Source organism: Novosphingobium sp. FKTRR1, from assembly GCF_020404405.1.
In the GTDB taxonomy this organism is placed as follows: Bacteria; Pseudomonadota; Alphaproteobacteria; order Sphingomonadales; family Sphingomonadaceae; genus Novosphingobium.
On sequence record NZ_JAIZDA010000003.1, the window covers coordinates 186,246 to 209,664 of the forward strand.

Consider the following 23,419-nt stretch of genomic DNA (forward strand, 5'->3'; position numbering starts at 1 on the left):
ATGAGCACGAACGGAATGACGATCGAACAGGCGTTGGCTAAGGCCCATGCCCATTGGAACGCGGGACAGGCCGATCAGGCCGAAGTGCTGTGCCAGCATGTACTGGCCCAGTGGCCCGGGCAGTCGGACGCGCTGCATCTGATGGGACTGATGGCGCACGCATTCGGGAATCTCGATATCGCGATCGATCATTTGCGCCGGGCTTGTCAGGCACCGCGCGTACAGGCGGTTTATCTCAGCAATCTGGGCGAAATGTGCCGCCAGAGAGGCTTGTTGGCAGAGGCGGAGGAGGCGGCGCGACGTGCCGTGAAGATGGACAACACGCTGGTTGCCGCGTGGAACAATCTGGGCATCATCCTGCAGGAAGCGGGCAAATTGGACGACAGCCTCGCCTGTCTCGAGCGCGTCCTTGCCCTGCAGCCGGCTTATCCCGAAGCTCATAACAATCTGGGCAATACGCTCAAGCGACTGGGGCGTCTGGAGCAGGCGCGCCAGAACTATGAAAAAGCGCTCGAAATTGCGCCCAATTATGCCGAAGCGTTGAGTAACTTGTCCAACCTGCTCAACGATCTTGGCCAACCGGGCGACGCATTGAAACTGGCGCGCAAGGCGATTGCGGTGAACCCGCGCCTGTCCGACGCCTATATCAATGCAGCAGCGGTTGAAGTCGGCCGCAACAATCACGGCGAAGCGCTGCGCTGGATGGATGCGCTGTTGGCTTATGCGCCGCTTCATGTCGGCGGCTTGGGGGTCAGGGCGACCGCGCTGCGCCATCTGGGGCGGTTGGACGAAGCGCTTGCCGACGCGCGGCGGGCGGTGGCAACCGCGCCAGAAGATGGTGAGGCGCAGAACGTCCTTGGCGAAATCCTGCAAGCGCAGAACAACACCGCCGATGCACTGGCAGCGTTTGAGCGTGCGGCAAGATCGATCGGATTTGCGTCGGAAAAGGCGATGGTCAATCGCGGCATAGCGTTGATGGAGTGCGGCGAGAGTGATGCGGCCGAGGCCGCTTTCGAACAGGTGCTGGCGCAGTATCCGCGGTCTGCAGCAGCCTGGTTCAACTTGTCCGACATGCGGCGGTGCAAGCCTGATGATCCGGCCATCGCTGCGATGGAAGCGCTGGTTGCCTCCGATGGCCTGCATAGCAAGGCTGACCGCACCGCCCTGCACTTCGCGCTGGGCAAAGCTTGGCTTGATGCGGGGGACGCGGATCGGGGCTTTGCCCATCTGCACGAAGGCAATCGTCTGAAGCGCGCCACGTTCACTTACGATCCGGTTGCGACCGATCGTTGGCTGTCCGAAATCATTTCGGCCTTTCCGGCCGAACGCATTCAGGCACCGACCGTTGCCGTTGGGGGAAGCGAGCAGGCGGTCTTTGTCATAGGGGTGCCTCGATCGGGAACCACGCTGATCGAACAGATCATGGCATCGCACCCGTCGGTTTGCGGGGCCGGTGAGTTGTCGATTCTGCAGACTCTGGTGAACGAGGCGGGGCCCTATCCGGCAATTGCTGCTAAGCTGGACGCAGCGCAACAAGCCGTGCTGGGTCAACGCTACCTTGAAAAGATCGTACCATTGGCAGGGCGGCACAATCGGCTCATCGACAAGATGCCGTCCAACTTTTTGTTTGCCGGCCTGATCAACCGGATATTGCCTGATGCCCGGATCATCCACGTTCGTCGCGATCCGGTCGATACGTGTTTATCGTGCTATACCAAGCTGTTCACGCGCGAGCAGTTGTTCAGTTACGATCTGATCGAACTTGGCCTGTTCTATCGCAGCTATGAACGTCTGATGGAGCATTGGCGCAAGGTGCTTCCGCCAGACCGCTTCATCGAGGTGCGGTACGAAGATGTTGTTCATGATATTGAGGCTGAAAGTAAGCGCCTGATCGCGTTTTGCGGTCTCGACTGGGATGCAAACTGCCTCGATTTTCATCGAACGGCCCGCATTGTCCGCACTGCAAGCATCAACCAGGTGCGACAACCGCTGCATGACAACAGCGTCGGCCGTTGGCGGAAGTATGCCAATCATCTGGCGCCCTTGTTGGCAGCGCTGGGTGTTGAAGGTGACAGTGCCATTGCGAATGGTGCGGTTCGAACGGCGCAGGCTTTGGGGCCAGTCCCCCTTTCGGCTTCTGGCCTGGCTTCTGGCCCGGTCCCTGTCGCTGATCCGGTTGTGCATGCTTCACGCAAGGCGCGGGCCAAGCCTACCGCCAAGCGGGGCGCGATGGCGTCCCTCATTTGAGCAGTGCCACCATGGATGTGCAGGCGGTTGAGGCGCAGATCCGCCCTTTGCTGATCGCAGGACGCGGCAGGGAAGCGGAAGCCTTGCTTCGGCCCATGCTTGCCAGCGGTACGGGCCCGGTGACCTTGTGGGCGTTGCTAGCGCAGGCTTTGCGGGTTCAGGGCAGACTGCAGGAGGCCCGCCCGATCCAGCAGATGCTTGTCGATGCCTTGCCCGGGCATCTCCCCAGCCGTTTCGACCTTTCCGAAACGCTGCTGCTTTTGGGTGCGTTCGATGCCGGCTGGCGCGAATACAGCCATCGCTACAGCTTGGCGCATACCTCGCGGATCGAGCGCAAGGTTCAGCGACCGCGGTGGGATGGCCGCCCGATTCCGGGGCAGACCCTGCTGATCCATGACGAGCAAGGTTACGGCGACACGTTCCAGTTCATGCGCATGGTGGCGTGGGCAAAGGAACGCAGCCAGGCAACCGTGGTGCTTGAGATCAACCATGAGACGGCGAGCCTCGCACGGCGCATGGGCGGGTTCGATGCCATCACGCTTCGCGGGGAACTCCCCCCCCATTTTGACGTGCATTGCGAGATGATGAGCCTGCCCATGGCAATGGGACTGCAATTGCGCGATCTTCCCGGCGAACCGATGCCATACTTGTCAGCCTTGCCCGATCGGCGTGCGCAATGGGCGGAAAGGCTCGGTGCGTATCAGGGCGCGCAGCCGGGATTGAAGGTGGCATTTCTGTGGGCCGGGCGGCCGACCCATTTCAACGACGCCAATCGCTCGATGACCCTCGGTCAACTGGCCCCATTGGCGCAAGACGGTGTCACGTTCTTTTCGATCCAGAAGGGGCCAACCGAGGGGCAGGCGTTGACTCCTCCAAAGAACATGAATGTCGTGAGCCTCAGCCCGGACATTCGCGATTTCGAGGATACGGCGGCGATATTATCCGAGGTCGATCTGCTGATCTCCATCGATAGTTCGCCGGTGCATCTGGCGGGTGCGCTCGGCTGCCCGGCTTGGGTCATGCTGCCCTTGCTGCCGGATTGGCGCTGGCTGCTGGAGCGCGAGGACACACCGTGGTATCCTTCGGTGCGCTTGTTCCGGCAGCGCGAATGGGGGCGGTGGGATCAAGTGATCGAAAGCGTCGCACAGGCATTGGCCGAGCGTGTCCGGCAAAAGTTTGCCTGATGCCGCGCTGACATTGCGGCTTCGGCAACCCCGCTGGGCCCAGCCGACAGTCGCCGGGTGCAGAAGGCGGGCATGCCAGCGTCAGTTTGCGTTGCGCTGATGGCGAAGGACTGGATTTCTTCTTCTCGGACGCAGGGTTCGAGACCTCAGGTCTGACGCCCGCGAAACCGTCGAAGCTGCCGCTTACACATGGTGTATCCCACGCGAACCGACATGAATTCGAGCCATTCGCGGTAGCGCATAAGACGAACTGCTTCAGGCGTGCTTCTCTGCAAGGGTATGTGCAACGATGGCATTGGCATGGCCGTGGCCCAGGCCATGCTGATCCTTCAACATGGCGACAAGCTCCATGTGCCGCGCCGGGAGCGCCGCAAGAACCAGTTCCTTCCAGTGGGAAATCGGGCGGCCGTATTTCTTCTCGATCGAAGGAAAGTAGGCTGCCGGACCTGTGATCTTGCCATCGCTCATAGCTGTGAATTGATCCAGAGATCGCCCGCATTTGTCAACGAGGTCGAGCGAAAGTTCCGATCGATTGCCAAGGTTTGCCGGGCTGGTCCAGTTGCTCGGATCGATGGTCTGTGCGCCTTCGACCACGCCGCCTCGCAGGCAAAGCATGGTGATCGATGAAGCACCCGGCCAGATGTTTTGCTGGTTCCCGCGAAAGTTGGCGGCGGAAAACAGCCGTGGCAGATGCCAGAACAGGCAATAGTCGTGATCGGCAATGCGCGAGATGACGTTTTGCTGATTGGCGGCGCGGACGTTCTCGACATAGATGATCGGCCTGCAGCGATCGATCTTGTCAGCCGCGCCGCGCAGAACGGCAGATTCAATACCCTCGACATCGATTTTGAGCAGGCCGCATGACGCCAGATTCAGCGCGTCAAGCGGGCGAACACGGACAATTTTGCCCTTGCCGCTGCGGTTCAGCGAGACGCTGCCGCAATTGCCCGAAGCGGCATAGTCGATCGGCAGCACGGTCGCTTCGCCTTCGACTTCGCCGCAGATCGGACTGCCCGCAGATCATCAGGCGGATGACTGTGCCTCGCGACGGCCTGCCGGCGCTGCCTGCCAGGTTCAACCGGGGGTGGGAAGTTTGCCTGCGCGCATCGCGGCAATGACGCCGCCGTCGATCAACAAGTCGCTGCCGGTGATGAAGCCCGCGTCGGGCCCCAAAAGAAAGGCCGCTGCGGCAGCGACTTCTTCGGGGGGCGCCATGCGTCTGGATGGCGATGCTGCCACCATCGCTTCATACATCCCGCCGATTTCGGATTCCAGTTCGTGGCGGGCCAGTGGAGTCACGATGATGCCGGGGCTGATGGAGTTGACCCGAGCACCGCGCTCCCCCCAGTTCATCGCTTCGGCCTGGACGCGCAGCATGTTGCCGCGTTTGGCCAGCATGTAGGCAACCAGCGTGTTCGGCACGGCGTCGCCGTTGAGGAACGGCAATGCCAGCAGTTCGTCAGCCGGGGTATGGGCCAGCGCTTTGTCCTGTCCGGGCGGCAGCGCAGGCATCATGTGCCCGGCCATGCTGGAAATGATGAGGCCTGATCCACCATGTGCGATCACGTTGCCAAATTCCTCGAACACCAGCGCGGCGCCATAGAGGTCGACGGCGAGCACCCGGTCGACCGGCGCCATGTTGGGTGAAAGCCCTGCGGTATTGATGACCTGCATCACCCTACCCAGCGAGGCGGCCGTTTCGGCCAGCGCCTTGACCGATTGGCGCGAGGTCACGTCTACCACTTGCGCTTCGACGCGATAGCTGGCGCTACGCAAGTCGGTGGCGGCAGCCTCAAGTTGTGGCGCATTGATATCGGCCAGCAACAGCGTCTTGCCGATGGCCTGACGGCGCGCAATGGCCAAGCCGATCCCGCCTGCACCGATGACGACGATCACTTCTGCAACGGGGAAATTCTTGCTCACGACGGTTCTCCTCCGGGCGGGTCGAAGCAGGGATGCGACCAACTGGAGGGGCAACCATACGGCAGGGTGATTGCGGTGATTAGAGGTATGGTTCCGCAAGAAGTCATATCACAGGATAATAAATGCGCCGCGAAGACCTTGCCGGCCACCGCTGCATCAATGTCAGGTTGCCAACCGAGGGCGGGCTCAATGTCCGGGAATTCGCCCACGCCGGGCGCCCATTCAATTACCCTGATCGGCACCAGCCTTCATCGGCGTTCCGCCTCGTTGGCGAAGCGGAGTGCTTTCGCGGGTGAGCCATGCTGCCCACAACATATCGCCCACAAGGCGTTCATGAGCGGCATTCATAAGCCATAGTGTGTTCAGCTATCTAATCCTTGGGTCCGGGGCGTCCTATATCGACGTCATCGCAGCAATCCGCCGGAGTGCGTGCGGTTGCTCTGCTCCCGCAGGAGAATGACATGAAAACGCGTTTTCTCGGCTCGCTGGCCGTGTCGGAAATCGGCTTTGGCACGATGAGCTTTGCCTCGACCTATGGCGCGGCTCCTGAAAAGGCCGAGGCCATCCGGGTTATCCGGGGTGCCCACGACCTCGGCGTGACGCTGTTCGATACGGCGGAAGCCTATGGTCCATGGACCAATGAGGAACTTGTCGGCGAGGCTCTGCGCCCGATCCGCGACAAGGTGGTGATCGCCACCAAGTTCGGCTTCGACATCGACCCAGTCACCGGCAAGCGCGGCGCGGGGCTCAACAGCCGTCCCGAACACATCCGGGACGTGGTCGATGCCAGCCTCAAACGCTTTGGGATCGAGGCGATCGACCTGCTGTATCAGCACCGCGTCGATCCGGCGGTGCCGATCGAGGATGTGGCCGGAACCGTGCGGGACTTGATCTCCGCGGGCAAAGTGCATCATTTCGGCCTGTCGGAAGCGAGCGCGCAAACCATCCGCAAGGCCCATGCGGTGCAGCCGCTTACCGCGGTGCAAAGCGAATACTCGCTGTGGACGCGCGATCCCGAGCCGGAAGTCCTGCCGACCTGCGAGGAACTGGGGATCGGCTTCGTACCGTGGTCACCGCTGGGCGCTGGTTTTCTGACCGGCAAGATTGCCGCTGACGCAACTTTTGCTCCCGGCGACTTCCGCGCGAACTCGCCGCGCTTCTCCCCCGAGGCGCTGGCCGCCAACCAGCAGATTGCCGATCTGGTCGGTGCGCTGGCGGCGGAGAAGGGCGCCACGTCAGCACAAGTCGCGCTGGCCTGGTTGCTCGCTCGCAAGCCGTTCATCGTGCCCATTTTCGGCACCCGGCGGCTCGACCGTGTGGCGGAAAACCTTGGGGCCGGTGCAGTCGCGCTGTCGGCTGAGGACATGGGCAGGATCGAGCAGGCCTTTGCCGCCGTGGCTGTTACCGGTTCGCGCCTGCCCGAGGCTGTGCTCGCCATGTCTTACCGCTGATCCGCTCAGCCTCCAACGCAGGAGTATTTGCCATGAATGAGGTGGTTGTTCTTATCGGTGCCGGCTCCATCGGCTTGGCCATTACGCGCCGCGTCAGCGCGGGTCGCAAGGTGCTGATCGCGGATCTGCGGCAGGAAAGCGTAGACGCTGCCGCTCTGGTGTTGCGCGATGCCGGATTCGCGGTCGAAACCGCCTTGGTCGACATCACATCCCGAACAGCGGTCGAAGCGCTGGCGCAGCGGGCATCGGCGATGGGCGCGGTGATGGCGCTGGTCCATGCGGCCGGGGTATCGCCATCGCAGGCACCGGTTGCCACCATCCTTGCGGTCGATCTGTATGGCACAGCGCTGGTTCTGGAAGCTTTTGGCGCGATCATGGCGCCCGGCGGGGCCGGTGTGGTGATCTCCTCGCAATCAGGGTACCGCATGCCCGCGCTGACCATCGAGGAAGATCGTCTGCTGGCCACCACTCCGGCAGAAGATCTGCTGGCCTTGCCAATATTGGCCTCCGAGCGGATCACCGACACGCTGCACGCCTATCAGATGTCCAAGCGGGCCAATGGCCTGCGAGTCAAGGCCGAAGCAGTCCGCTGGGCCGAGCGCAGCGCGCGCGTCAACGCGATCTCGCCCGGCATCGTCATCACGCCGCTGGCCAACGATGAACTCAACGGGCCGCGCGGTGCCGGGTATCGTCAGATGCTGGAGCGCTCTCCTGCGGGGCGTGCGGGAACGCCCGATGAAATCGGCGCGCTCGCCGCGTTCGTGCTGGGGCGCGAAGGTGCTTTCATCACCGGCAGTGACATCCTGATCGACGGAGGCGTCACGGCCTCGTGGTACTATGGTCCTTTGGCGCCGGAAAAGAACGCATAAGCCTGGGCTGTTGCTCGCGCAGGTCGAGCCGGATGACAGTACGAAGGCCCGATCAGGTGGCAGATGCCGGCTCCTGCGCCAGTTGCGCGCGCAGCGCCGCTTTCGCCACCTTTTCGAGCGTGGAGCGGGGCAGGCTGTCGACCAGCCGGATGGCGCGCGGTTGCTTGAAGCCGGCCAGTTGTTGCGTACAGGCGGCCTGAATGCGACCGACCAGTTGCGCATCATCGGCATCGGCCGGGATGACGAAGGCTACCGGCACTTCATCGAGCATGGGATGCGATTGTCCCACCACTGCCACTTCGGTAACGCCGGGGACCAACTGGATCACGCGTTCGATCTCGGACGCGGCGACGTTCTCTCCGCCGACCTTGAGCATGTCCTTGTCGCGGTCGGCAAAGTACAGGAAGCCATCGGCCCCGCGCGTCACGCGGTCCCCGGTGATGAACAGGCCATCGTCGCGGAAGGCGGCGGCGCTCGCCTCGGGGTTGTCGGCGTATTCAAGGAACAGCGACACGCCGCGCCGTCCGCGCACCAGCAGATTACCGGTTTCGCCGGGGCCGACCGGATTGCCCTGATCGTCCAGCACGTGGATTTCATAGCCGGGCGAGGGCCGTCCCATCGCCATCGGGGCATTGGCGTGATGGGTGGTGCCCACGGTGCCGTGGGTGATCGTCTCGGTCATGCCCCACCAGCCGATGGTGGTCACTCCGAAGTGTGCATCCCACGGTGCATCGCAGATGGCATTGCCCCAGAAGCGGTAATGGTGCTTGTCCGGCAGGGGCTGGTCGAGCAGCGCCTTGGCGCAGAACGGGACCATCGAAGTCCACGTCACCCGGTGCCGCAGCGAGATCGGCCAGAACCGCGATGCCGAGAACCGGGGCACCAGTACCACGCTGGCCCCCGCCCACAGCGCCGCAAGCACCGAATAGACCTGCGCATTGGTGTGAAACAGCGGCAGGTGCACCAGATGCACGTCCTCGGGTCGCAGATCCTCGTGGCTGGCGCTCATCCGCGCGCCCCACAGGGCATTGGCATGAGTCCACAGCACGGCCTTGGGGCGCGAGGTCGTGCCAGAGGTGTACTGGATGCCGAAGTGTGCCCACGGATCATGGGGCCGCGCGGGCAAAGTCGCGGGATTGCCGTCGATCGCGGCAAATGGTTCAAACCCCGACGTGTCGGACGTCGCGGGCTCGCCGTTGTCATCGGGCGTGACCGTACGCCAGCCGATGCCCGGCGTCGCGGCGGCGACCAGCGCGGCAAAGCGGGGCTGGGTAATGGCGCCCACCGCCCGGCTATGCGCGGCGAAATAGGCCAGTTCGTCGGCCGCGGAACGGGCGTTGGTGGTGACCGGCACGGCACCTGAATAAGCGCATCCAAGCCAGGCGATCAGCATCTCGGGGCAGTTGTCGAGGTGGATCAGTACCCGCTCGCCAGGCGCGACACCGCGTGCGGCAATCCCTGCAGCAAAGCGCCGGACCTGATCGACAAACTCGGTATAGCTCCATTGCGCGCCTGCGCCGTTAAGCGGCTCCCAGATCAGGAACGGATGATCGCCGCGCACGTGCGCTTGCCGATCGAGCAGCGAGCGAATGTCCATGCCGTCGAACGGGGTCAGCGGACGGGGCATGGTCATGCTCTCCTTTGGTCGATCACGAGGTTGGCCTGTGCGCCCAGATCGGGCACGGTCGAAGGCTTGCGGATCGTGGCACCGATCCGTTCATCGATCCGTTTGGCCAGGCGCGGGCCGTCATTCGTGTCGTGGCGCAGGGATATGCGGGCCATCAAGCTTCCTCTGTTCTGGTTCTCGCCGGTTTACGCGATTTATGAGCTTACGACGTAATCGGCAGTGGACAGCGCCCGGTCAAGCCGTGCCGCCAGCGTCGCTGGTGCGGTAAGGCTGGCGATGGCCTCCGGAGCCGCGCCAAGTCCACGCAGCGCCTGACGCATCATGTCGGCCAGAACGCGAAGGCTAACGCTAACGCGAAGGCTGGCGGGGCCGTCATCGGGCATCGTCACCAGCGCGCTCATCACGGTGTGGCAACAACCCAGCCAGAACAGCACGCCCGATGCCTCATTGGCCGGGGCGATGAGGCCCTGTTTCCACGATGCGCGCAAATCGGCGATGACCCCGCGATTGAGCGGGTGGTCCTGCATCGTCTGGCTGCTGGCGTTGCGCGCCATGATCGTCGTGCGGCGCGGCTCGCCCAGCGCAAAGGCTGCAGCCACGATCATTCCTCCGCTCAGCCGCACAAGCGCCGCTTCCTCCCCCGCGTTGAAGCGTTCGACGCGGGCTTCCAGTTCCGCGCGAATGTCTTCGGCAATGGCGGCGGCAAAGGCGTGCTTGTCGGCAAAGTGGTTGAAGAACGACCCCTTCGCCACGCCCGCTGCACCGACCAGTTCGTCAACCGCGATGGCATCGACCGGCCGCTCTGCCAGCAAGTGCAGGCCGGCATCCAGCAAGGCCGTGCGTGTGCGCAAGGCCCGGCTGGACGGTACGGAGGTGGGGCGCGCAATGTCATTTTCTCTCGACTTGACCATTTGGTCACATTGGCATAAATGACCAAATAGTCAAGAGAGAATCGGTGACGGCACATTGCCGGGAAACGCCGATGGCGCCGGAGAGAATCGCCGATGAGCCTGATCCGCATCGAGGATATTGCCCACGTGCGCTTTGCGGCGCCGGACCTCGCCGCGATGCGCGCGTTTCTTGTCGACTTCGGCCTTGAACCCTTCGAGCAGGCCGGGCGGCTCTTTGGTCGCGGCAGCGATGGCAGGCCATTCGTCCACGCCACGCAACCCGGCAAGGCAGGCTTCATCGCGCTCGGTTTGCGGGCAGGATCGATTGCCGATCTCGAACGACTGGCACAGGCCGAAGGCGTTAGCGTCGAACCGTTCGATGCGCCGGGTGCAGGATTTGTGGTGCGGCTGCATGACCCTGACGGCTTTCTGGTCGAGGTCATCGCCGGGCAGGACGTCGAAGAACCGCGCCCCGGCGGCGTTTCGTCGATGCGCAACACCGTTGTGGCGCGCGTGCGGCAACGCGATCTGGTGCGGCTGGAATCCGGACCGGCGCATGTCTTTCGCATCGGCCATTGCGTGCTCAAAGTGTCGGATTTCCGCCGTTCCGAACGATGGTACAAGCAGCGCTTCGGCTTTCTTACGTCGGACGAGATCGAGGCCGCGCCGCAGCTTGCCATCGGTGCGTTCTTGCGGTGCGACCGGGGCGATGTGCCATCGGATCATCACACGCTGTTTCTTGCGCAACTGCCGGGCAAGCCGGGGTTCATGCACGCCGCCTTCGAAGTGCTCGATCTGGATGACCTGATGCTGGGGCACCAGCACCTCAAGGCTGGCCAGCGCAAGGCGGCATGGGGCGTCGGGCGGCACATCATGGGCAGCCAGATCTTCGATTACTGGAAAGATCCCTGGGGGCACGAGCTGGAACACTGGACCGATGGCGACCTGCTGACCGCGCACGATCCGCCGCAGACCAGAACACTGATCGATCTGCTGGCAGTGCAATGGGGTGCGCCCAACCCGCTGTTCACCCGCAAGCTGGCGCCTTCGCCGCGTCTGGCGGCCTCGCTGGTCGCCACACTCACCCGCCTGCGCAACCGTTTTGCCTCCCGATCAAAGGATATTTCCGCATGAAGCTGGTGACTTACACGCACAACGGACAGACCGGCTCCGGTCTTGTCATCGCCGATACCGTCGTGCCCACCGGCGTTGCCGGAACGATGATCGACCTGATCACGCAGTGGGACGTCTTGCGTCCAGAGCTTGAGGCAAAGGCGCTGGCCGGTGGCGGCGTTGCGCTGGCGGACGTTCATCTCCATGCGCCGGTGCTGCGGCCGGGCAAGATCTGGGCGATCGGGCTGAACTATGCCGATCACGTCGCCGAATCCGGCATGACCGTGCCCGAACGGCAGGTATGGTTCACCAAGGCGCAGACCTCGGTCAACGGACCGTTCGATCCGATCCAGATCGCTCGCGGCACCGCGACCGCCGATTATGAAGTCGAACTCGTCGCGGTCATCGGCAGGCGCGGCAAGCATATCCCGGTCGAGCAGGCGCTTGACCATGTGTTCGGCTATTGCGTCGGCAACGATGTGACCGAGCGGCTGTGGCAGCACAGCAGCCCGCAGTGGTCGCTGGGCAAGAGCTTCGACACCCACGCGCCGTTTGGCCCATGGCTGACCAGCGCCGACGAGCTTGGCGATCCGCACGATCTGGGCATCCGCTGCTTCGTCAATGGCGAGAAGCGGCAGGATTCGAACACCCGCCACCTGGTGTTCGATCTGCGCCAGCAGATTGCCCATCTGTCGCAGGCGATGACGCTGGAGCCGGGCGACCTGCTGTTTACCGGCACTCCCGGTGGCGTCGGCGCGGCGATGGAACCGCGCTGTTTCCTCAAAGCAGGCGACGTGGTGCGCTGCGAGATCGACCGGCTTGGCGCGATCGAAGGCGTGATGGCGGACGAAGTCTGAAAGGCCGGGCAAGATGGCGGATTTTGACCATGACGTGATCGTCGCGGGCGGTGGCCCAACCGGTGTGACGCTGGCGGCACTGCTCGCACAACAGGGCCTGTCCGTGCTGGTGGTGGAAAAGGAGCAGACGATCTATCCCCTGCCGCGCGCGGCCCACGTCGATCATGAGACGATGCGGGTGTTTCAGGACATCGGTGTCGCCGACCGGATCATGGCGACCTCGCGCAGCGCCTCGGGCTATGAATTCCGCAACGCCAAAGGCACTGTGCTGCTGCGCTTCGAGACGCCGGCCGCGATGGGTGAGGGTGGCTGGCCGACCGCCAATATGGTGCACCAGCCCTCGATCGAGGAGGCCTTGCGCAGCCGGTTGGCGCAATTGCCTCTGGCTACCTTGCAAGTTTCTACCGCCTTGGTTCGCTGGCAGGAGACAGACGACGCCGTGGTGGCAACGCTGGCTGATGCCGAACGCGAGCGTGCGGTGCGAGCGCGTTTTCTGATCGGGGCGGACGGCGCGCGCAGTCCGGTGCGCAAAGCCGCGGGGATCGGTTTTGACGATCTGGGTTTCGAGGAACCCTGGCTGGTGGTCGACGCGTTGGTGCACGATCCATCGCGGCTGCCGACGACGAATCTGCAGATCTGTGACCCAGCGCGGCCGACAACTTGCGTGTTGATGGGCAATGGTCGCCATCGCTGGGAATTCATGATCAAGCCGGGCGAATCCCCCGAAGACATCAGCAGCGATGCCGCGATTGCGCGGCTGCTGGAGCCATGGCAGGTCGACGGCGCGGTGACGCTGGAGCGCAAGGCAGTCTATACCTTCCGTGCGCGGGTGGCGCAGCGCTGGCGCAAGGGGCGCGTCCTGCTTGCGGGCGACGCCGCGCACCAGACCCCGCCTTTTGCGGGACAGGGTCTATGCGCGGGCATTCGCGATGCGGCAAACCTTGCATGGAAGTTGACTGCGGTCGTGCGCGATGGTGCGCGCGACAGCGTGCTCGATGCCTATCAGCTTGAGCGCGAGCCCCACGTGCGGGCAACCATCAAGATGGCGATCAGCATGGGGCGCACGGTCTGTATCACCAATCGCAGGGCAGCCCTTGCGCGCGATTGGGGGTTTCGGATTGCGCGTGCGCTTGGCAAGTTGCCCGACGGTCCGCCGGACTATCCCCCCATCGGCGGCGGTCTTATCCTTGCCGGGGAGCCCGCTGCCGGCGCCTATTTCCCTCAGGTCTGCGTCAATGCCGGGGCAATAGCCCGGTCGGACGATGGGCTTGGCCCGGGGGCGTGGCTGATCGCGCGGCACCCTGCCAGCGCCGACGTTCCGGGCGTTCAGATCGTGGCGCTCGATGATCCCTGCCTCGCGCCCTTTCGCGCGCCGGTCGAGCGGTGGCTGGTCGAACATGGCGTGGACGCCGTGCTCGTGCGCCCCGACCGCTATATCTTCGCGGGCGGTGACGCGAACCAGTTGGCAGCGCGATGGCAACAAGCGCTCGGGACCGCGTGATGCAACGCAGGCTGTGTCATGGCCATGGCGGCAATGGTGATAATCAGGTTGCAGTCGAGAAGCCGTTGGCCGCCAGTCTGGAGATCGGCATTCCGGATGAACGGATGGGCGCGATCGGCAAGGTCTTCGTCGTGTTGCGTCCGGGTGCGAGCGCGACCGAGACCGAACTTGCCGACTGGGCGCGGGCGCACATGGCCAATACCAAGGTGCCGCGCGGCCTAGCCACTCCCGGATCGATGCCGCGCATCGCGTGGCGCGCGGGCCATGCCTTTCAGCATGGCCGCGCCACCCATTCGCCGCGCACCCAATTGTGCGCCTTGTGCTTCCACGGATCGATCACCACCAGGTTGACCCAGCCGTTCTCGACAAGGCGGCCGACCGCATCGTGACGCAGGACGATGTCTTCGACGCGCTGCAACGGAGCCTCGACGATCACCACAAGGCGGCGCGGCGTGTGGTAGAGTGATCCGTCGTCGCGGAACAGGGATTGCCGGGGCAGGCCGATACACAAGTCGCCTCCGCTGCCCTGAACCACGCCGAAACCGCCGACCACGTTCTGCGTCACTTTGTCGCCAGCGCCGAAAACGGCGTTGTCGATGGACGAGAACAGGTACTGGCAGTTGATCCACTGCGCCACGATCATCGGTGCGGTCATGATCCCGGTGAGCGCGCTGCCGTCGCCGTCCTGCTTCCAGTCATAGCTGTGCAGGAACGCATTGCCGCTAAGATCCATGGTGCGGGTCAGCGTGCGCGGGCCGACGATGAAGGCGGCATTGCCGGACAGTCCCCATTCGGGCCGCACTTCGCCCCAGTGCGCCGCGCCGGTCAGCAGGTCGTCGGCGGTGCGCCCAAGCCGCGCGGCACGTTCCTCGCGGCACTGCGCCCCGGCAAGGCCGAGCGCCTGTTCGAACCGCGCAAGGTCATCGGCGTGGCTGGCGGGAACCAGCTGACGGTCGAAGATCTGCACGTCATCCTGCGTGGTATCGTGCTGTGCCGCGATGAACCAGGTGTCGTCGGGCAGGGCGATGCCCTGAACCGCCAGCCCCTCGCGCACTTGCGGGTCGTTTAGTATCGCCGCCATCAGCCTTGCGTTCGGCCCACCCGGATGACCCCCGCAAGCCCCGCAGTCGAGGCTGGCGGCATAGGCATTGTTCGTGGTGCAGCCGCCATGGCCGACCAGCGCCACAAGCCGCGCGGTCGTTGGCGCAAGGCTGGTCAGCGTGAACATGCCGCGCGCATAAGCGACCCGCTGCTCCAGCCCGATTGCATCGCCGGAAAGATGGTCGGCGTGATCGTGATCGTTGCTTGCCACCGGGGTCAGAACGTGGCCGCGTTCTCCTATCAGGCGCTTGCGCAGACCTGCGGTAAGGCGCGGAGCCAGCGTGCGTGCGAGCATGGCGACGGCTGCCACGGGACCGGTCGCCTCTGCGGTGGCAAAGCCGGTTGCGCCGCTTTTGGTGGTGTCGAGCATGGCCTGCGCATCATCCAGCGCGGCGTGCCGGGCCAGCAGCGCCCCGGCCTCGGCCTCGCGACCCTGCGTGGCTTGTTCGGGCACGACATGGGCGGGCGAGAGCAGCACCGGCAACTGGTTGCGTGTCGGCGCGGCACAGGCGGGGTTGAGCGCGATCGGCAGTCCGAAGAACCCGGCATAGCCCAACGTCTCAAACTGCCCTTGCGCTTCCAGCGCGCGCCGCATCGGCTCTGAACGAACATCGATGCAGAACACGGCCTGCGCGTCAGGCCGCAAGCTGGCTTGCGGTGCGGTCAGGCGGGCCGAGGCTGCCTCAAGTTGGGGGGCGAGCGAGGCAAGATAGCTTGCCTCGGCGGCTTCCTGGAAGATCAGTCCAAGTTGCGCGAAGCTCAGCTCGGCGACCCTCGTAAACCGTGCATTTGCCGTTTCGGAGAAATGCGCCGCCGTGCCTGCATCAAGGCCGAAGTGCGCAAGCAGCGCCGCTTTGACCGTGTCGCTTGCCGGTTTGTCGGCCACGGCCTGCGGAGCGCGGCGCGCCGTCCCTTGAACAAGCGCGACGAGTGCCATCAGGTCCACCATTGTCGCAGGCGCGCCAGAGCTTGCCAGCGGCCCGGCATGTTCGCTGCGCCAGCGCAAGTGTGACGCCCAACCCGGCAGAGCCACAACCAACGTGCGCAGCCACGCCAACCGCCGCTCGGGCGCAATCCCGTCACGCTGGGCGGCAAGCAGCAGCATGTCGACAGGGTCCGCCGGTGCCAGTGCCAGCCAGCTCGCGCCGCTTGCATCGCTGGCCCGGCGCAAGGCAGGATCATGCCGCAGCGCGCTGGCAAGGCAGGCATAAAGCCCACGCTCGCGGTGGGGAAGCCGCGATCCTGCCGTGCGATCGAGGAACGCCGCCAGCCAGCGCGCCAGCACCGCCAGTGTGGGCGGAAGCGTGCGCCGCACCGATGGCGTATCGTCCGCATCCAGCTCGGTCAGCCGCGCCATCAGCATGTTGTAGGCATTGAGATCAGGGCCGAGCGGTGCAAAGGCCTCGTCCAGCCCACCCAGCGCACGCACCACCACCTTGCGCAACATGACGGGATCGATCCGTCCATCGGCCAGCATCTGCCGCCATTCGGTCAAGGACAGCGTGGGACGCGCACCGAACAGCGCCGCCGCTTCGACCACGGCGGTTTCGAACGGCTGATCTTCGAAGCCCGAAAGCGGGTTCACCGCAATCGCGCTGTCGAGCGGCCACAGCGGGGCGACGGTCTGCGTGGCGATCGAGGCGAGAGCGAGCAATTGTTCGCGTTCCGTAGGGGTGCAGATCGCGGGCGAGGGGGTTTTCACGAGGCTTCCGGTCGCGAGGTTCATGGCGGGAGTCCTTCTGGTGAGTCAGGATGGGGAACTTCAGGCAGCCGGGGTTCCGGCGTGGATCAGCCGGGCGTAAAGGGCAGGGGGCAGGCTTCGCGCACCACTGGCCAGCGATTGCTGGAGCACGCCGCCCGCAAGAAACAGCGATAACAGGCCGAACTGGGCATAGGGGGACAGCAGCGGCATGCCCGCATCGGGTTGCAAGGCCGCCATCGCGCCGAGCGCTCCGGCATTCAGCGCGATCAGCATTACCGGAACGGACACCGTGACCGCGCTCAGCCGGCTGCGCCCGGCCGCGCCAAGGCCCACGGCAAAGGCGCTGAGCAGGGCCGCGCAAGCGAGCCCCAGCGGCAGCAGCGGCAAGTCCGAGCGCGCTTGCAGAATTGCCAGAGCGCCGGTCAGGGTCGTCAGCGCGATCACTGCCGGGATTGGCTGCGGCAGGGCCTTGGCGCGGCTCGAAGCGCTTGAGATGGTGCCCGCAGAGCCGAGGAAAAGCCAGGCCTTGAACAAGCCGTGGGCCACCATGTGCCACAAGGCCGCGGCATAGGCGCCCAGCGCCACGGTCAGCAGCATGAAACCCATCTGCGCGATCGTCGAGGCGGCGAGCGAGCCCTTCACATCGCTGCGCACCAGCATGATGGCGCTGCCGAACACCGCTGCCGCGATGCCCACTGCAAACAGCGTGAACCGGGCCGATGGGGCCGCTTCCAGCACCGGGGCGAGCCGGATCAGCAGGAACCCGCCTGCGTTGACGAAGCCTGCGTGCATCAGCGCCGAAACCGGGGTCGGAGCGGCGAGCGAGGACATCAACCACGATGAGAACGGCGGCAGGGCGCAGCGCGCCAGAGCGGCGATCACCAGCAGGAACGCGGCCGGTGCGATCACGGTTTGGGTCATCGACGGGACCGCTGAAAGGATCGTTGCAAGATCGCTCGAACCGGCGCCCAGCACCAGCAGCAAAGCCGCACCGACCAGCGCCAGATCGCTTGCGGCAAAGGCAAGGCTGGCACGGCGCGCAGCGGCGCGGGCTTCGGCCCAGTCATCGGCATGACCGATCATTCCGGCCATCAGCCGCCCGCTCGCGATCCATCCCGCCACCAGCAGCAGCACGTTACCAGCCAGACCGGTCAGCACGGTGGCAATCACCAGTCCGACCGCCATACGCGCGAATGACGCCGCGCGCGGATCGGCCCGAAGCTGCCTGCGCGCAAAGGAAAGGACGACGAGCGTGACCAGCACGCTCAGGCAGCCAAGCGCCATGCCTGCGGTGTTCGGTGTCGCCAGGCCAAGCGCCAGCGCGGTGACGACCACCGCGCCCAGCGCGATGACCGGCAGGTCGGCGGCGCGCGGCGCAAGGCGATACAGCGCGGTATTGCTCCATTGCCGCGAACTTGCTGTCAACGTGGTCTGGTTCATGTGCTGCTCCTGTCAGCCGCCGCTCCGGCGATGGCCCTGTCCTGACCGTGCAGGTGCAGCATGGATCAAGATTTTGGAAACGAATTTCAGAAATCTTGAAGATTGGTGATTGAAATGATAGAGTCGCGGTCATGGCGTTGCGCAATCTCGATATCGACCTGCTCCGGTGCTTTGTGACGATAGCCGATCTGGGCAGTTTCACCCGTGCCGGTGAACGGCTTGGCCGCACCCAGTCTGCGATCTCCCTCCAGCTCAAACGGCTTGAGGAGCAGCTTGGCCGCACGCTGTTCCTGCGCAGCCCGCGCAGTCAGGCGATCACGCCCGATGGAGAGCGTCTGATCGGCCCCGCGCGCCAGATCCTGCGGCTGCACGATGCGACAGTGGCCGAGATGTTCGAGCCCGATATCACGGGTTCGGTGCGCATCGGCGTGCCCGAGGACTTTGCCACCGCGCATCTGCCGGCGGTCCTTGCCGCCTTTACCGGGGCGCATCCGCTGGTCGAGCTGGAAGTGACCTGCGATCTGACGCTCAATCTGCTCGAGCGCTTTCACGCCGGGCATTTCGATCTCGTTCTGGTCAAGCGCCAACCGACGCAAGAGCGGCAGGACGGGGTGCGCGTCTGGCGTGAGCCGCTGGTCTGGGTGGCGCGCGACAGGCAGTCCGTAGCCGACTTCGCGCGCGTTCCGCTGGTCGTCTCGCCCGAACCCTGCGTCTATCGCAAACGGGCCACGCAAGCGCTCGATGCGATCGGTCGAAACTGGCGGATAGCCTATACGTCGACCAGTCTGGCGGGCAGTCTTTCCGCCGTTCGTGCCGGGCTCGGTATCACGGTGCTGCCGCTGGAGATGATGCCTGCCAGCCTTGTTGCGGTGGGCGAAGATGCGGGGCTGCCGCCGCTTTACGATACCGAGATCGCGCTGATCGAAGCGCCGGGGCTTTCGGGCACCGCGCACCGTCTTGCCCAGCACATCATTGCGGCGCTCGAGCGGGGCGCTTAGTCGGTTCCGCAGCGCGTCGGGGCGCGCTATTCCAGTCCCAATTGCTCCCGGTCCACCAGCGAGGCGACCAGTTCCGCCCGCGATGCCGACACCCGATATTCCGCTTCGACCTGACGTAACCGTGCGTCCGCAGCGGCTTCTTCGCGCAAGTTGACCAACAGGAAATCGCTGGCACCAAGGCTGAAACGCCGCCGTTCGGCCTCGGCCATGCGCGCGGCGAGGCCAGCCTCGTCCAGAACCAGATGCGCCAGCTTGTCGGAGCCGGTCACTTGCGCTTTCAGATTGGCGATCTCCACCGTCAATTGCTGCTCGAGCAACCGGCGGCGGTGGACCAACGCGTCGGTTTCGGCCGTGGCCTCGGCGATCTTGCCGCGCGCCTGGCGCTGCTCCAGTGGCACGGAAAAGCGCACCCCGACGATCGCCTCGAGCGGTTGGCGAACATAGCCAAGCGGGCCGCCGTCCCCGAAATCCTTCGACCCTTCGACCCGCAGATCGAGGCGCGGGCGAAGCTCGTTCTGCGCCAATGCACTGCGCGTCGAGGCCTGCTGCAACCGGGTCATCAGCATCTGCACATCGGGTCGCGCCTTGATCGCGTCGTCCTCATGCGTTGCCGTGGGCATCGCGAGGCGCGGCAGGGCAGCGGGCAAATCTTCCGACTTCGGCACCAGCGGCTGCCCCGTCTCATCGCGCAGGAACAGCGATAGCGCGTTTGCCTGAACTTCGAGATCCTGTTCGGCGCGCACCAGCAAGGCCTGTCGGCGGACGATGTTCTGCCGATTTTCGACCGCCAGCATGGCTGGTCGTGCGCCCGCGCCAACCTGCTTTTCGATCGAGGTCTGCCGTGCAGCGGCAAGGTCGAGCAGGTCGCGATAGATGCGCAGCCGCTGCCCCGCCGCAACCCATTGCTGATAGGCCTCGATCGCGCGCCGCTGCACGCCGACCGCCACCATCTCGCGCTCAAGTTCGGCCAGCTCGGTGTCGAGCCCGGCAATCGCCATCCGCCCGCGCCGATCGTCGATCAGCCGGTCGCGCAGCAGGGCAAAGACCGCGCCGACTTTCACCTCGCCCAGTCCATTGGTGATCGATTTGCCATCGTACGAGGCGAACGGTCCCATCGACAGGCGATAGCCTGCGTACGTGGCGCCGCCATTGCCGGTCATCGGGCGGGTGGCCCTGAACTCTGCGCTGGCGTTGTCATAGTAGCCGAGCGCGCGCCATTGCGCATCGCCCTCGAACACGAGGTCATACAGACCTTGCGTCGAGAGCAGGCGCGCATCGGCCTGTTTCTGGCGCGCGACGGCCTCGAGAATTTGCGGCGCATGCGCGGCCGACGACCGCAACACCTGCTGCAAGCTCAACTCTGCCGCACTGGCGGTCGGCGCGGCAGGGGCGAGCGGAGCGGCAAGGGCGAGCAGCGCGGCAGGGGCGAGCGCGATGCCCGCCAACTGGCGGATCACTTGCCCTCCTCCTCATAATCGGCCTTAGTCTTGGCTTTGTCCTTGGTTTTCTCGCCCTTGTCGGACAGCGCCTTGCCCAGTCCCTTGCGCGGACCGGGGTTTTCCGGCGGTGTCATTTCCAGCGGGAAGTCGTTGAGTTGACGCCACAGTTCGTAGCCGACGCTGACGGTTTCCATCTGGATCCAGCCGCGCACTTTCGATCCCAACCGCACAAAGGCGCTGTCCGGCCATGGGCGCGCGCCCGGCAGCGGTTCGACGAGCACACGGAACAGACCATTGTTCAGCGCGGACGGGTCGATCGACCGAACCTGTCCGTCGAACATGCCCTGCGCCACCGATGGCCAGCCGCTGAACTGGATGGCCGGCCAGCCTTCGAAGTTCAGTCGTACCCGCTGGCCACGTCGCACCATCGCCACATCGCGTCCGTCAATTCGCAGTTCGACCACGCGCTGCGAATGTTCGGGCGCCAGTGTCGCCAGCCAGTCGCCCGCGCTGACCACTGCCGCGCTGACGCTGGTGTTGATCGCCTGGATCCGTCCATCGCGCGGCGCGCGCACCACTTGCGCGGACTGGCGGTTGAGCGCGATGTCGACCCGGCTGAGCTTGGCCTTTGCCTCAGCGAGCTTGGCGGCATGGTCGGCTACCTTGATCTGGGCCGTTTCAAAGTCTCGCCGCGATGCGAGGCCATCGGCAAGCAGCGCGCGGGTGCGGTCGACGTCCAGTCGGGCGACCGCCATGGCTTGCGCGACCGAATCGATCTGGGCCAGAACCTGGTTGCGCTCTGCTGCCATGCGGATCAGCACGTCCGGGTCATTGTCGACGATGCGCGCGATCGGTTGGCCGGCCTTGAGCGCCTGCCCGTCGCTGACATACCATCGCTCGACCCGGCCCGGCACCATGGCGGTGACCTGCTGCACCCGGTCATGCGGGTCCAGCGCGGTTACCGCGCCGCGTCCGGGAGCCGTCTGGACCCACGGCACGAAGATCAGGAAGGCGGCGATGCCCGGAATGGTCAGCGCAATCATCCACGCCATCGCCCGCATGACGCGGGGCGGATGCATCGCGCGCAGTGTGGTGAAGCGTTCGAAGCGGTGTGCGGACCGGTTCATGCCCGAGCCTCCGCAGAAAAACCGGCGACAAGGCGGATGTCATCCAGTTGCCCGGCGCGGATCTGCTCGCGGTTGCCCAGCCAGAGCCAGCCATCGCGTTGCAGGCCCTCGGGCCTTCCGGTGAATTGCAGGACGCTGGTGCCGGTCTGGCGCAGATTGCCCAGCACTTTGTCCAGCCTGTGCGGTGGCAGTAGGTCATACAGCGCAGAGAGCACCAGCACCTTCGGCCGCGCGAGCAAGGCGCCGGCCAGCTTGAGCGCCATCGTCTCGCCCACCGCCAGCGGCCAGCCGAGTGGCGAGAGCATCGTGTCCATCCCTTGGGGCAACTGGCCCACACGATCGGCCAGCCCGACCAGATCGAGCGCCGCGATCATCGCATCATGGCGATCGCCGCTGGCCAGAAGAAGATAGTCGCGCAAAGACAGGTCGACGATCGTGGGGCGATCGAGCACCACCACATCCGAGCGCAAACGCAACATGTCGTACGTGCCGATGTCCGCACCGCCTACGGTAACGAGGCCGCGCGCGGGCGTATCCAGCCGTTTGAGCAACACCGATACGGCGCGGTCGACGCCGGGCGCTGCCAGAATGGCCAGTTGCTCGCCGCTGCCGACCGAAAAGTTCAGGTGGTAATCGCCATATTCCACGTCGCGAAAGGCGATCGCACCGTCAGGCAATGCGGGGGCATCGGGCTTGGGCGGGCTTTCTTGCGGAACGTCCCAGAACAGCGACAATTCCTCAAGCCCGCCGACCAGATCGTAAAAGACGTCCAGATAGCTGCCCAGTTGCGCGATGCCATAGAACACCCCCGAAAGGATCAGTTCGGCCGCCACCAATTGCCCGATCGACAGTTCCCCGGCGATGATCAGCAGGCCGCCCATCGTCAGCAACCCGGCGCTGGCGCAGGCGTACAGCAACAGCAGGCAGATGGTCTGCGTGAAGGTATAGCGGAAATGGGCGCGGTGCTTTGCCACATAGTCGGCGGTCAGCGCTTCGGACCGGTCGATGGCGAAATGCATGTGCCGGCTGGACTTGTAGAAACCGTTCGAGCCACCCACCCCGTGCAACCAATGCGCTGCAGTGTGCTTCGAATGGCTGACGGCGATCGCGGTGGTAAAGGCACTGCGCGCCCAGACCATCAGGATCAGCGCGATCAGCGTGACCAGCACCACGTTGAAGGCCAGAAAGAAGGGGTGGTAGAAACTGGTGACGACCAGCCCGACAACGCCTTGCAGCACGATGGCAAAGCCTCCGACGAGCAGGCTGGTCAGCGCCTTTTGCACGGTGGCCATGTCGAAAAAGCGGTTGAACAGATCGCCGCGCCGCGCATCGTGGAAGAATGGATTGCGGGCATGGACCGCGCGCAACGTGATTTCCGCGATCATCCGCGCGAAAAATCGCCGCTCGAACAGCGCCATCATCTGGACACGCAAAGCGCTGAGCAAGCCTGCCAGCAACAACAGCGTGAACAAGATCGCCGACAGCGTGAAAAGCGGTGCGGGCATGGCGATATTGGCCACCGCATTGATCAGCAGTTGCACCGAAATGGGTGTAGCCAGCGACAGCAGCGAGATCGCCGCTCCGTAAAGCAGCGCCAACCGCAGATAGGGGCCATCCGGACCAAGGATCAGCGCAATCCACCGCCCGACCTGTCGCATCCCCACATTCTGCCGCGCCACGCACCATCCTTTCGCAATTGCAGCGGCCAGATAGCGACGTTCTTTTGCCCTTCAAGCAGAGCAATACCCGGACACAAAATGTAATGTTCCGGAAACTTAAGAAACAGATTTTAGATATTCTAATTTATTCAACACAATAATACGTTGTTATTGAAAACATTTGAGGATTTTCAATAATGCATTATCAAATGTTGGAGAATTTCCTTATCCATAGAGATGGTTTCGTTTTGCTTGATTGCCTTTTATCTCGCCTCGGCAGGGCCGGGCAGGG

At 64.4% G+C, this 23,419-nt stretch carries 19 protein-coding genes and 1 pseudogene; 9 read left to right on the top strand and 11 right to left on the bottom strand.

What is annotated here, in order from left to right:
• Positions 1–15 precede the first annotated feature (15 nt).
• Positions 16–1,917: pseudogene (locus LDN95_RS04545) on the top strand (sulfotransferase); the annotation flags it as partial.
• 17 nt (positions 1,918–1,934) lie between these two features.
• Here the strand turns inward: LDN95_RS04545 and LDN95_RS23290 are convergent.
• Positions 1,935–2,030 carry a hypothetical protein gene (locus LDN95_RS23290; protein WP_226016640.1) on the bottom strand — a complete coding sequence of 32 codons (96 nt, stop codon included), beginning with the start codon at positions 2,028–2,030 and terminating at the stop codon, positions 1,935–1,937.
• A gap of 213 nt (positions 2,031–2,243) precedes the next feature.
• On the opposite strand from LDN95_RS23290, the gene LDN95_RS04555 reads away from it, so the two are divergent.
• A complete protein-coding gene (locus LDN95_RS04555; protein WP_226016457.1) occupies positions 2,244–3,431 on the top strand; it encodes a glycosyl transferase family 8 in 1,188 nt (395 codons plus the stop codon).
• A 255-nt stretch (positions 3,432–3,686) separates the two neighbouring features.
• On the opposite strand, the gene LDN95_RS04560 is transcribed toward LDN95_RS04555, so the two are convergent.
• Both LDN95_RS04560 and LDN95_RS04565 read right to left on the bottom strand, forming a co-directional pair.
• Entirely contained in the window at positions 3,687–4,406 is a 720-nt protein-coding gene (locus LDN95_RS04560; RefSeq protein WP_226016458.1) for a DUF4287 domain-containing protein, read from the bottom strand.
• A 99-nt stretch (positions 4,407–4,505) separates the two neighbouring features.
• The gene (locus LDN95_RS04565) at positions 4,506–5,354 is read right to left on the bottom strand and encodes an SDR family oxidoreductase (RefSeq protein WP_226016459.1); all 849 of its coding nucleotides are present in this window, start codon (positions 5,352–5,354) and stop codon (positions 4,506–4,508) included.
• Between the two features lie 461 nt (positions 5,355–5,815).
• Here LDN95_RS04565 and LDN95_RS04570 point away from each other — a divergent pair, with 461 nt between their 5' ends.
• Positions 5,816–6,805, top strand: a complete 990-nt coding sequence (locus LDN95_RS04570; protein WP_226016460.1) for an aldo/keto reductase — start codon at positions 5,816–5,818, stop codon at positions 6,803–6,805.
• A gap of 32 nt (positions 6,806–6,837) precedes the next feature.
• Positions 6,838–7,674, top strand: coding sequence for an SDR family oxidoreductase (locus LDN95_RS04575; protein ID WP_226016461.1), 837 nt, complete (start codon positions 6,838–6,840; stop codon positions 7,672–7,674).
• A 52-nt stretch (positions 7,675–7,726) separates the two neighbouring features.
• Here the strand turns inward: LDN95_RS04575 and LDN95_RS04580 are convergent, their stop codons facing one another.
• From LDN95_RS04580 to LDN95_RS04590, 3 genes are read right to left on the bottom strand one after another with little or no spacing between them, the layout of a single operon-like run.
• Entirely contained in the window at positions 7,727–9,307 is a 1,581-nt protein-coding gene (locus tag LDN95_RS04580) for an AMP-binding protein (RefSeq protein WP_226016462.1), read from the bottom strand.
• On the bottom strand, positions 9,304–9,456 hold the full coding sequence (locus LDN95_RS04585) for a hypothetical protein (protein WP_226016463.1): 153 nt from the start codon (positions 9,454–9,456) through the stop codon (positions 9,304–9,306). The genes LDN95_RS04580 and LDN95_RS04585 overlap by 4 nt, the downstream gene beginning before the upstream one ends.
• 39 nt (positions 9,457–9,495) lie before the next feature.
• Positions 9,496–10,152: a TetR/AcrR family transcriptional regulator gene (locus LDN95_RS04590; RefSeq protein ID WP_226016464.1), complete on the bottom strand. Its 657-nt coding sequence runs from the start codon at positions 10,150–10,152 to the stop codon at positions 9,496–9,498.
• 153 nt (positions 10,153–10,305) lie between these two features.
• Here LDN95_RS04590 and LDN95_RS04595 point away from each other — a divergent pair, with 153 nt between their 5' ends.
• Genes LDN95_RS04595 through LDN95_RS04610 form a run of 4 tightly spaced genes read left to right on the top strand, consistent with a single transcriptional unit; the run spans position 10,306 to position 14,051 of the window.
• Positions 10,306–11,325 (top strand): VOC family protein, encoded by a 1,020-nt coding sequence (locus tag LDN95_RS04595; RefSeq protein WP_226016465.1) that lies wholly within the window; start codon positions 10,306–10,308, stop codon positions 11,323–11,325.
• Complete coding sequence (locus LDN95_RS04600) at positions 11,322–12,161, top strand: fumarylacetoacetate hydrolase family protein (protein WP_226016466.1); 840 nt, start codon at positions 11,322–11,324, stop codon at positions 12,159–12,161. The genes LDN95_RS04595 and LDN95_RS04600 overlap by 4 nt, the downstream gene beginning before the upstream one ends.
• Before the next feature lie 13 nt (positions 12,162–12,174).
• Positions 12,175–13,662 carry a bifunctional 3-(3-hydroxy-phenyl)propionate/3-hydroxycinnamic acid hydroxylase gene (locus tag LDN95_RS04605; RefSeq protein ID WP_226016467.1) on the top strand — a complete coding sequence of 496 codons (1,488 nt, stop codon included), beginning with the start codon at positions 12,175–12,177 and terminating at the stop codon, positions 13,660–13,662.
• The gene (locus LDN95_RS04610) at positions 13,662–14,051 is read left to right on the top strand and encodes a hypothetical protein (protein WP_226016468.1); all 390 of its coding nucleotides are present in this window, start codon (positions 13,662–13,664) and stop codon (positions 14,049–14,051) included. The genes LDN95_RS04605 and LDN95_RS04610 overlap by 1 nt, the downstream gene beginning before the upstream one ends.
• On the opposite strand, the gene LDN95_RS04615 is transcribed toward LDN95_RS04610, so the two are convergent.
• On the bottom strand, positions 13,934–16,489 hold the full coding sequence (locus tag LDN95_RS04615) for a DUF2309 domain-containing protein (RefSeq protein WP_226016469.1): 2,556 nt from the start codon (positions 16,487–16,489) through the stop codon (positions 13,934–13,936). The two genes, LDN95_RS04610 and LDN95_RS04615, sit on opposite strands and share 118 nt — an antisense overlap.
• A 36-nt stretch (positions 16,490–16,525) precedes the next feature.
• Positions 16,526–17,905: a proton-conducting transporter membrane subunit gene (locus LDN95_RS04620; protein ID WP_226016470.1), complete on the bottom strand. Its 1,380-nt coding sequence runs from the start codon at positions 17,903–17,905 to the stop codon at positions 16,526–16,528.
• A 131-nt stretch (positions 17,906–18,036) separates the two neighbouring features.
• Here LDN95_RS04620 and LDN95_RS04625 point away from each other — a divergent pair, with 131 nt between their 5' ends.
• Complete coding sequence (locus LDN95_RS04625; RefSeq protein ID WP_226016471.1) at positions 18,037–18,903, top strand: LysR substrate-binding domain-containing protein; 867 nt, start codon at positions 18,037–18,039, stop codon at positions 18,901–18,903.
• A 26-nt stretch (positions 18,904–18,929) separates the two neighbouring features.
• Here the strand turns inward: LDN95_RS04625 and LDN95_RS04630 are convergent, their stop codons facing one another.
• The 3 genes from LDN95_RS04630 to LDN95_RS04640 are packed head-to-tail and all read right to left on the bottom strand — an operon-like array spanning position 18,930 to position 23,148.
• Positions 18,930–20,360 (bottom strand): TolC family protein, encoded by a 1,431-nt coding sequence (locus LDN95_RS04630; protein ID WP_226016472.1) that lies wholly within the window; start codon positions 20,358–20,360, stop codon positions 18,930–18,932.
• Positions 20,357–21,469, bottom strand: a complete 1,113-nt coding sequence (locus tag LDN95_RS04635; protein ID WP_226016473.1) for an HlyD family secretion protein — start codon at positions 21,467–21,469, stop codon at positions 20,357–20,359. The genes LDN95_RS04630 and LDN95_RS04635 overlap by 4 nt, the downstream gene beginning before the upstream one ends.
• Positions 21,466–23,148, bottom strand: coding sequence for an ABC transporter ATP-binding protein (locus tag LDN95_RS04640; protein ID WP_226016474.1), 1,683 nt, complete (start codon positions 23,146–23,148; stop codon positions 21,466–21,468). Before LDN95_RS04640 ends, LDN95_RS04635 begins: the two co-directional genes overlap by 4 nt.
• Positions 23,149–23,419 lie beyond the last annotated feature (271 nt).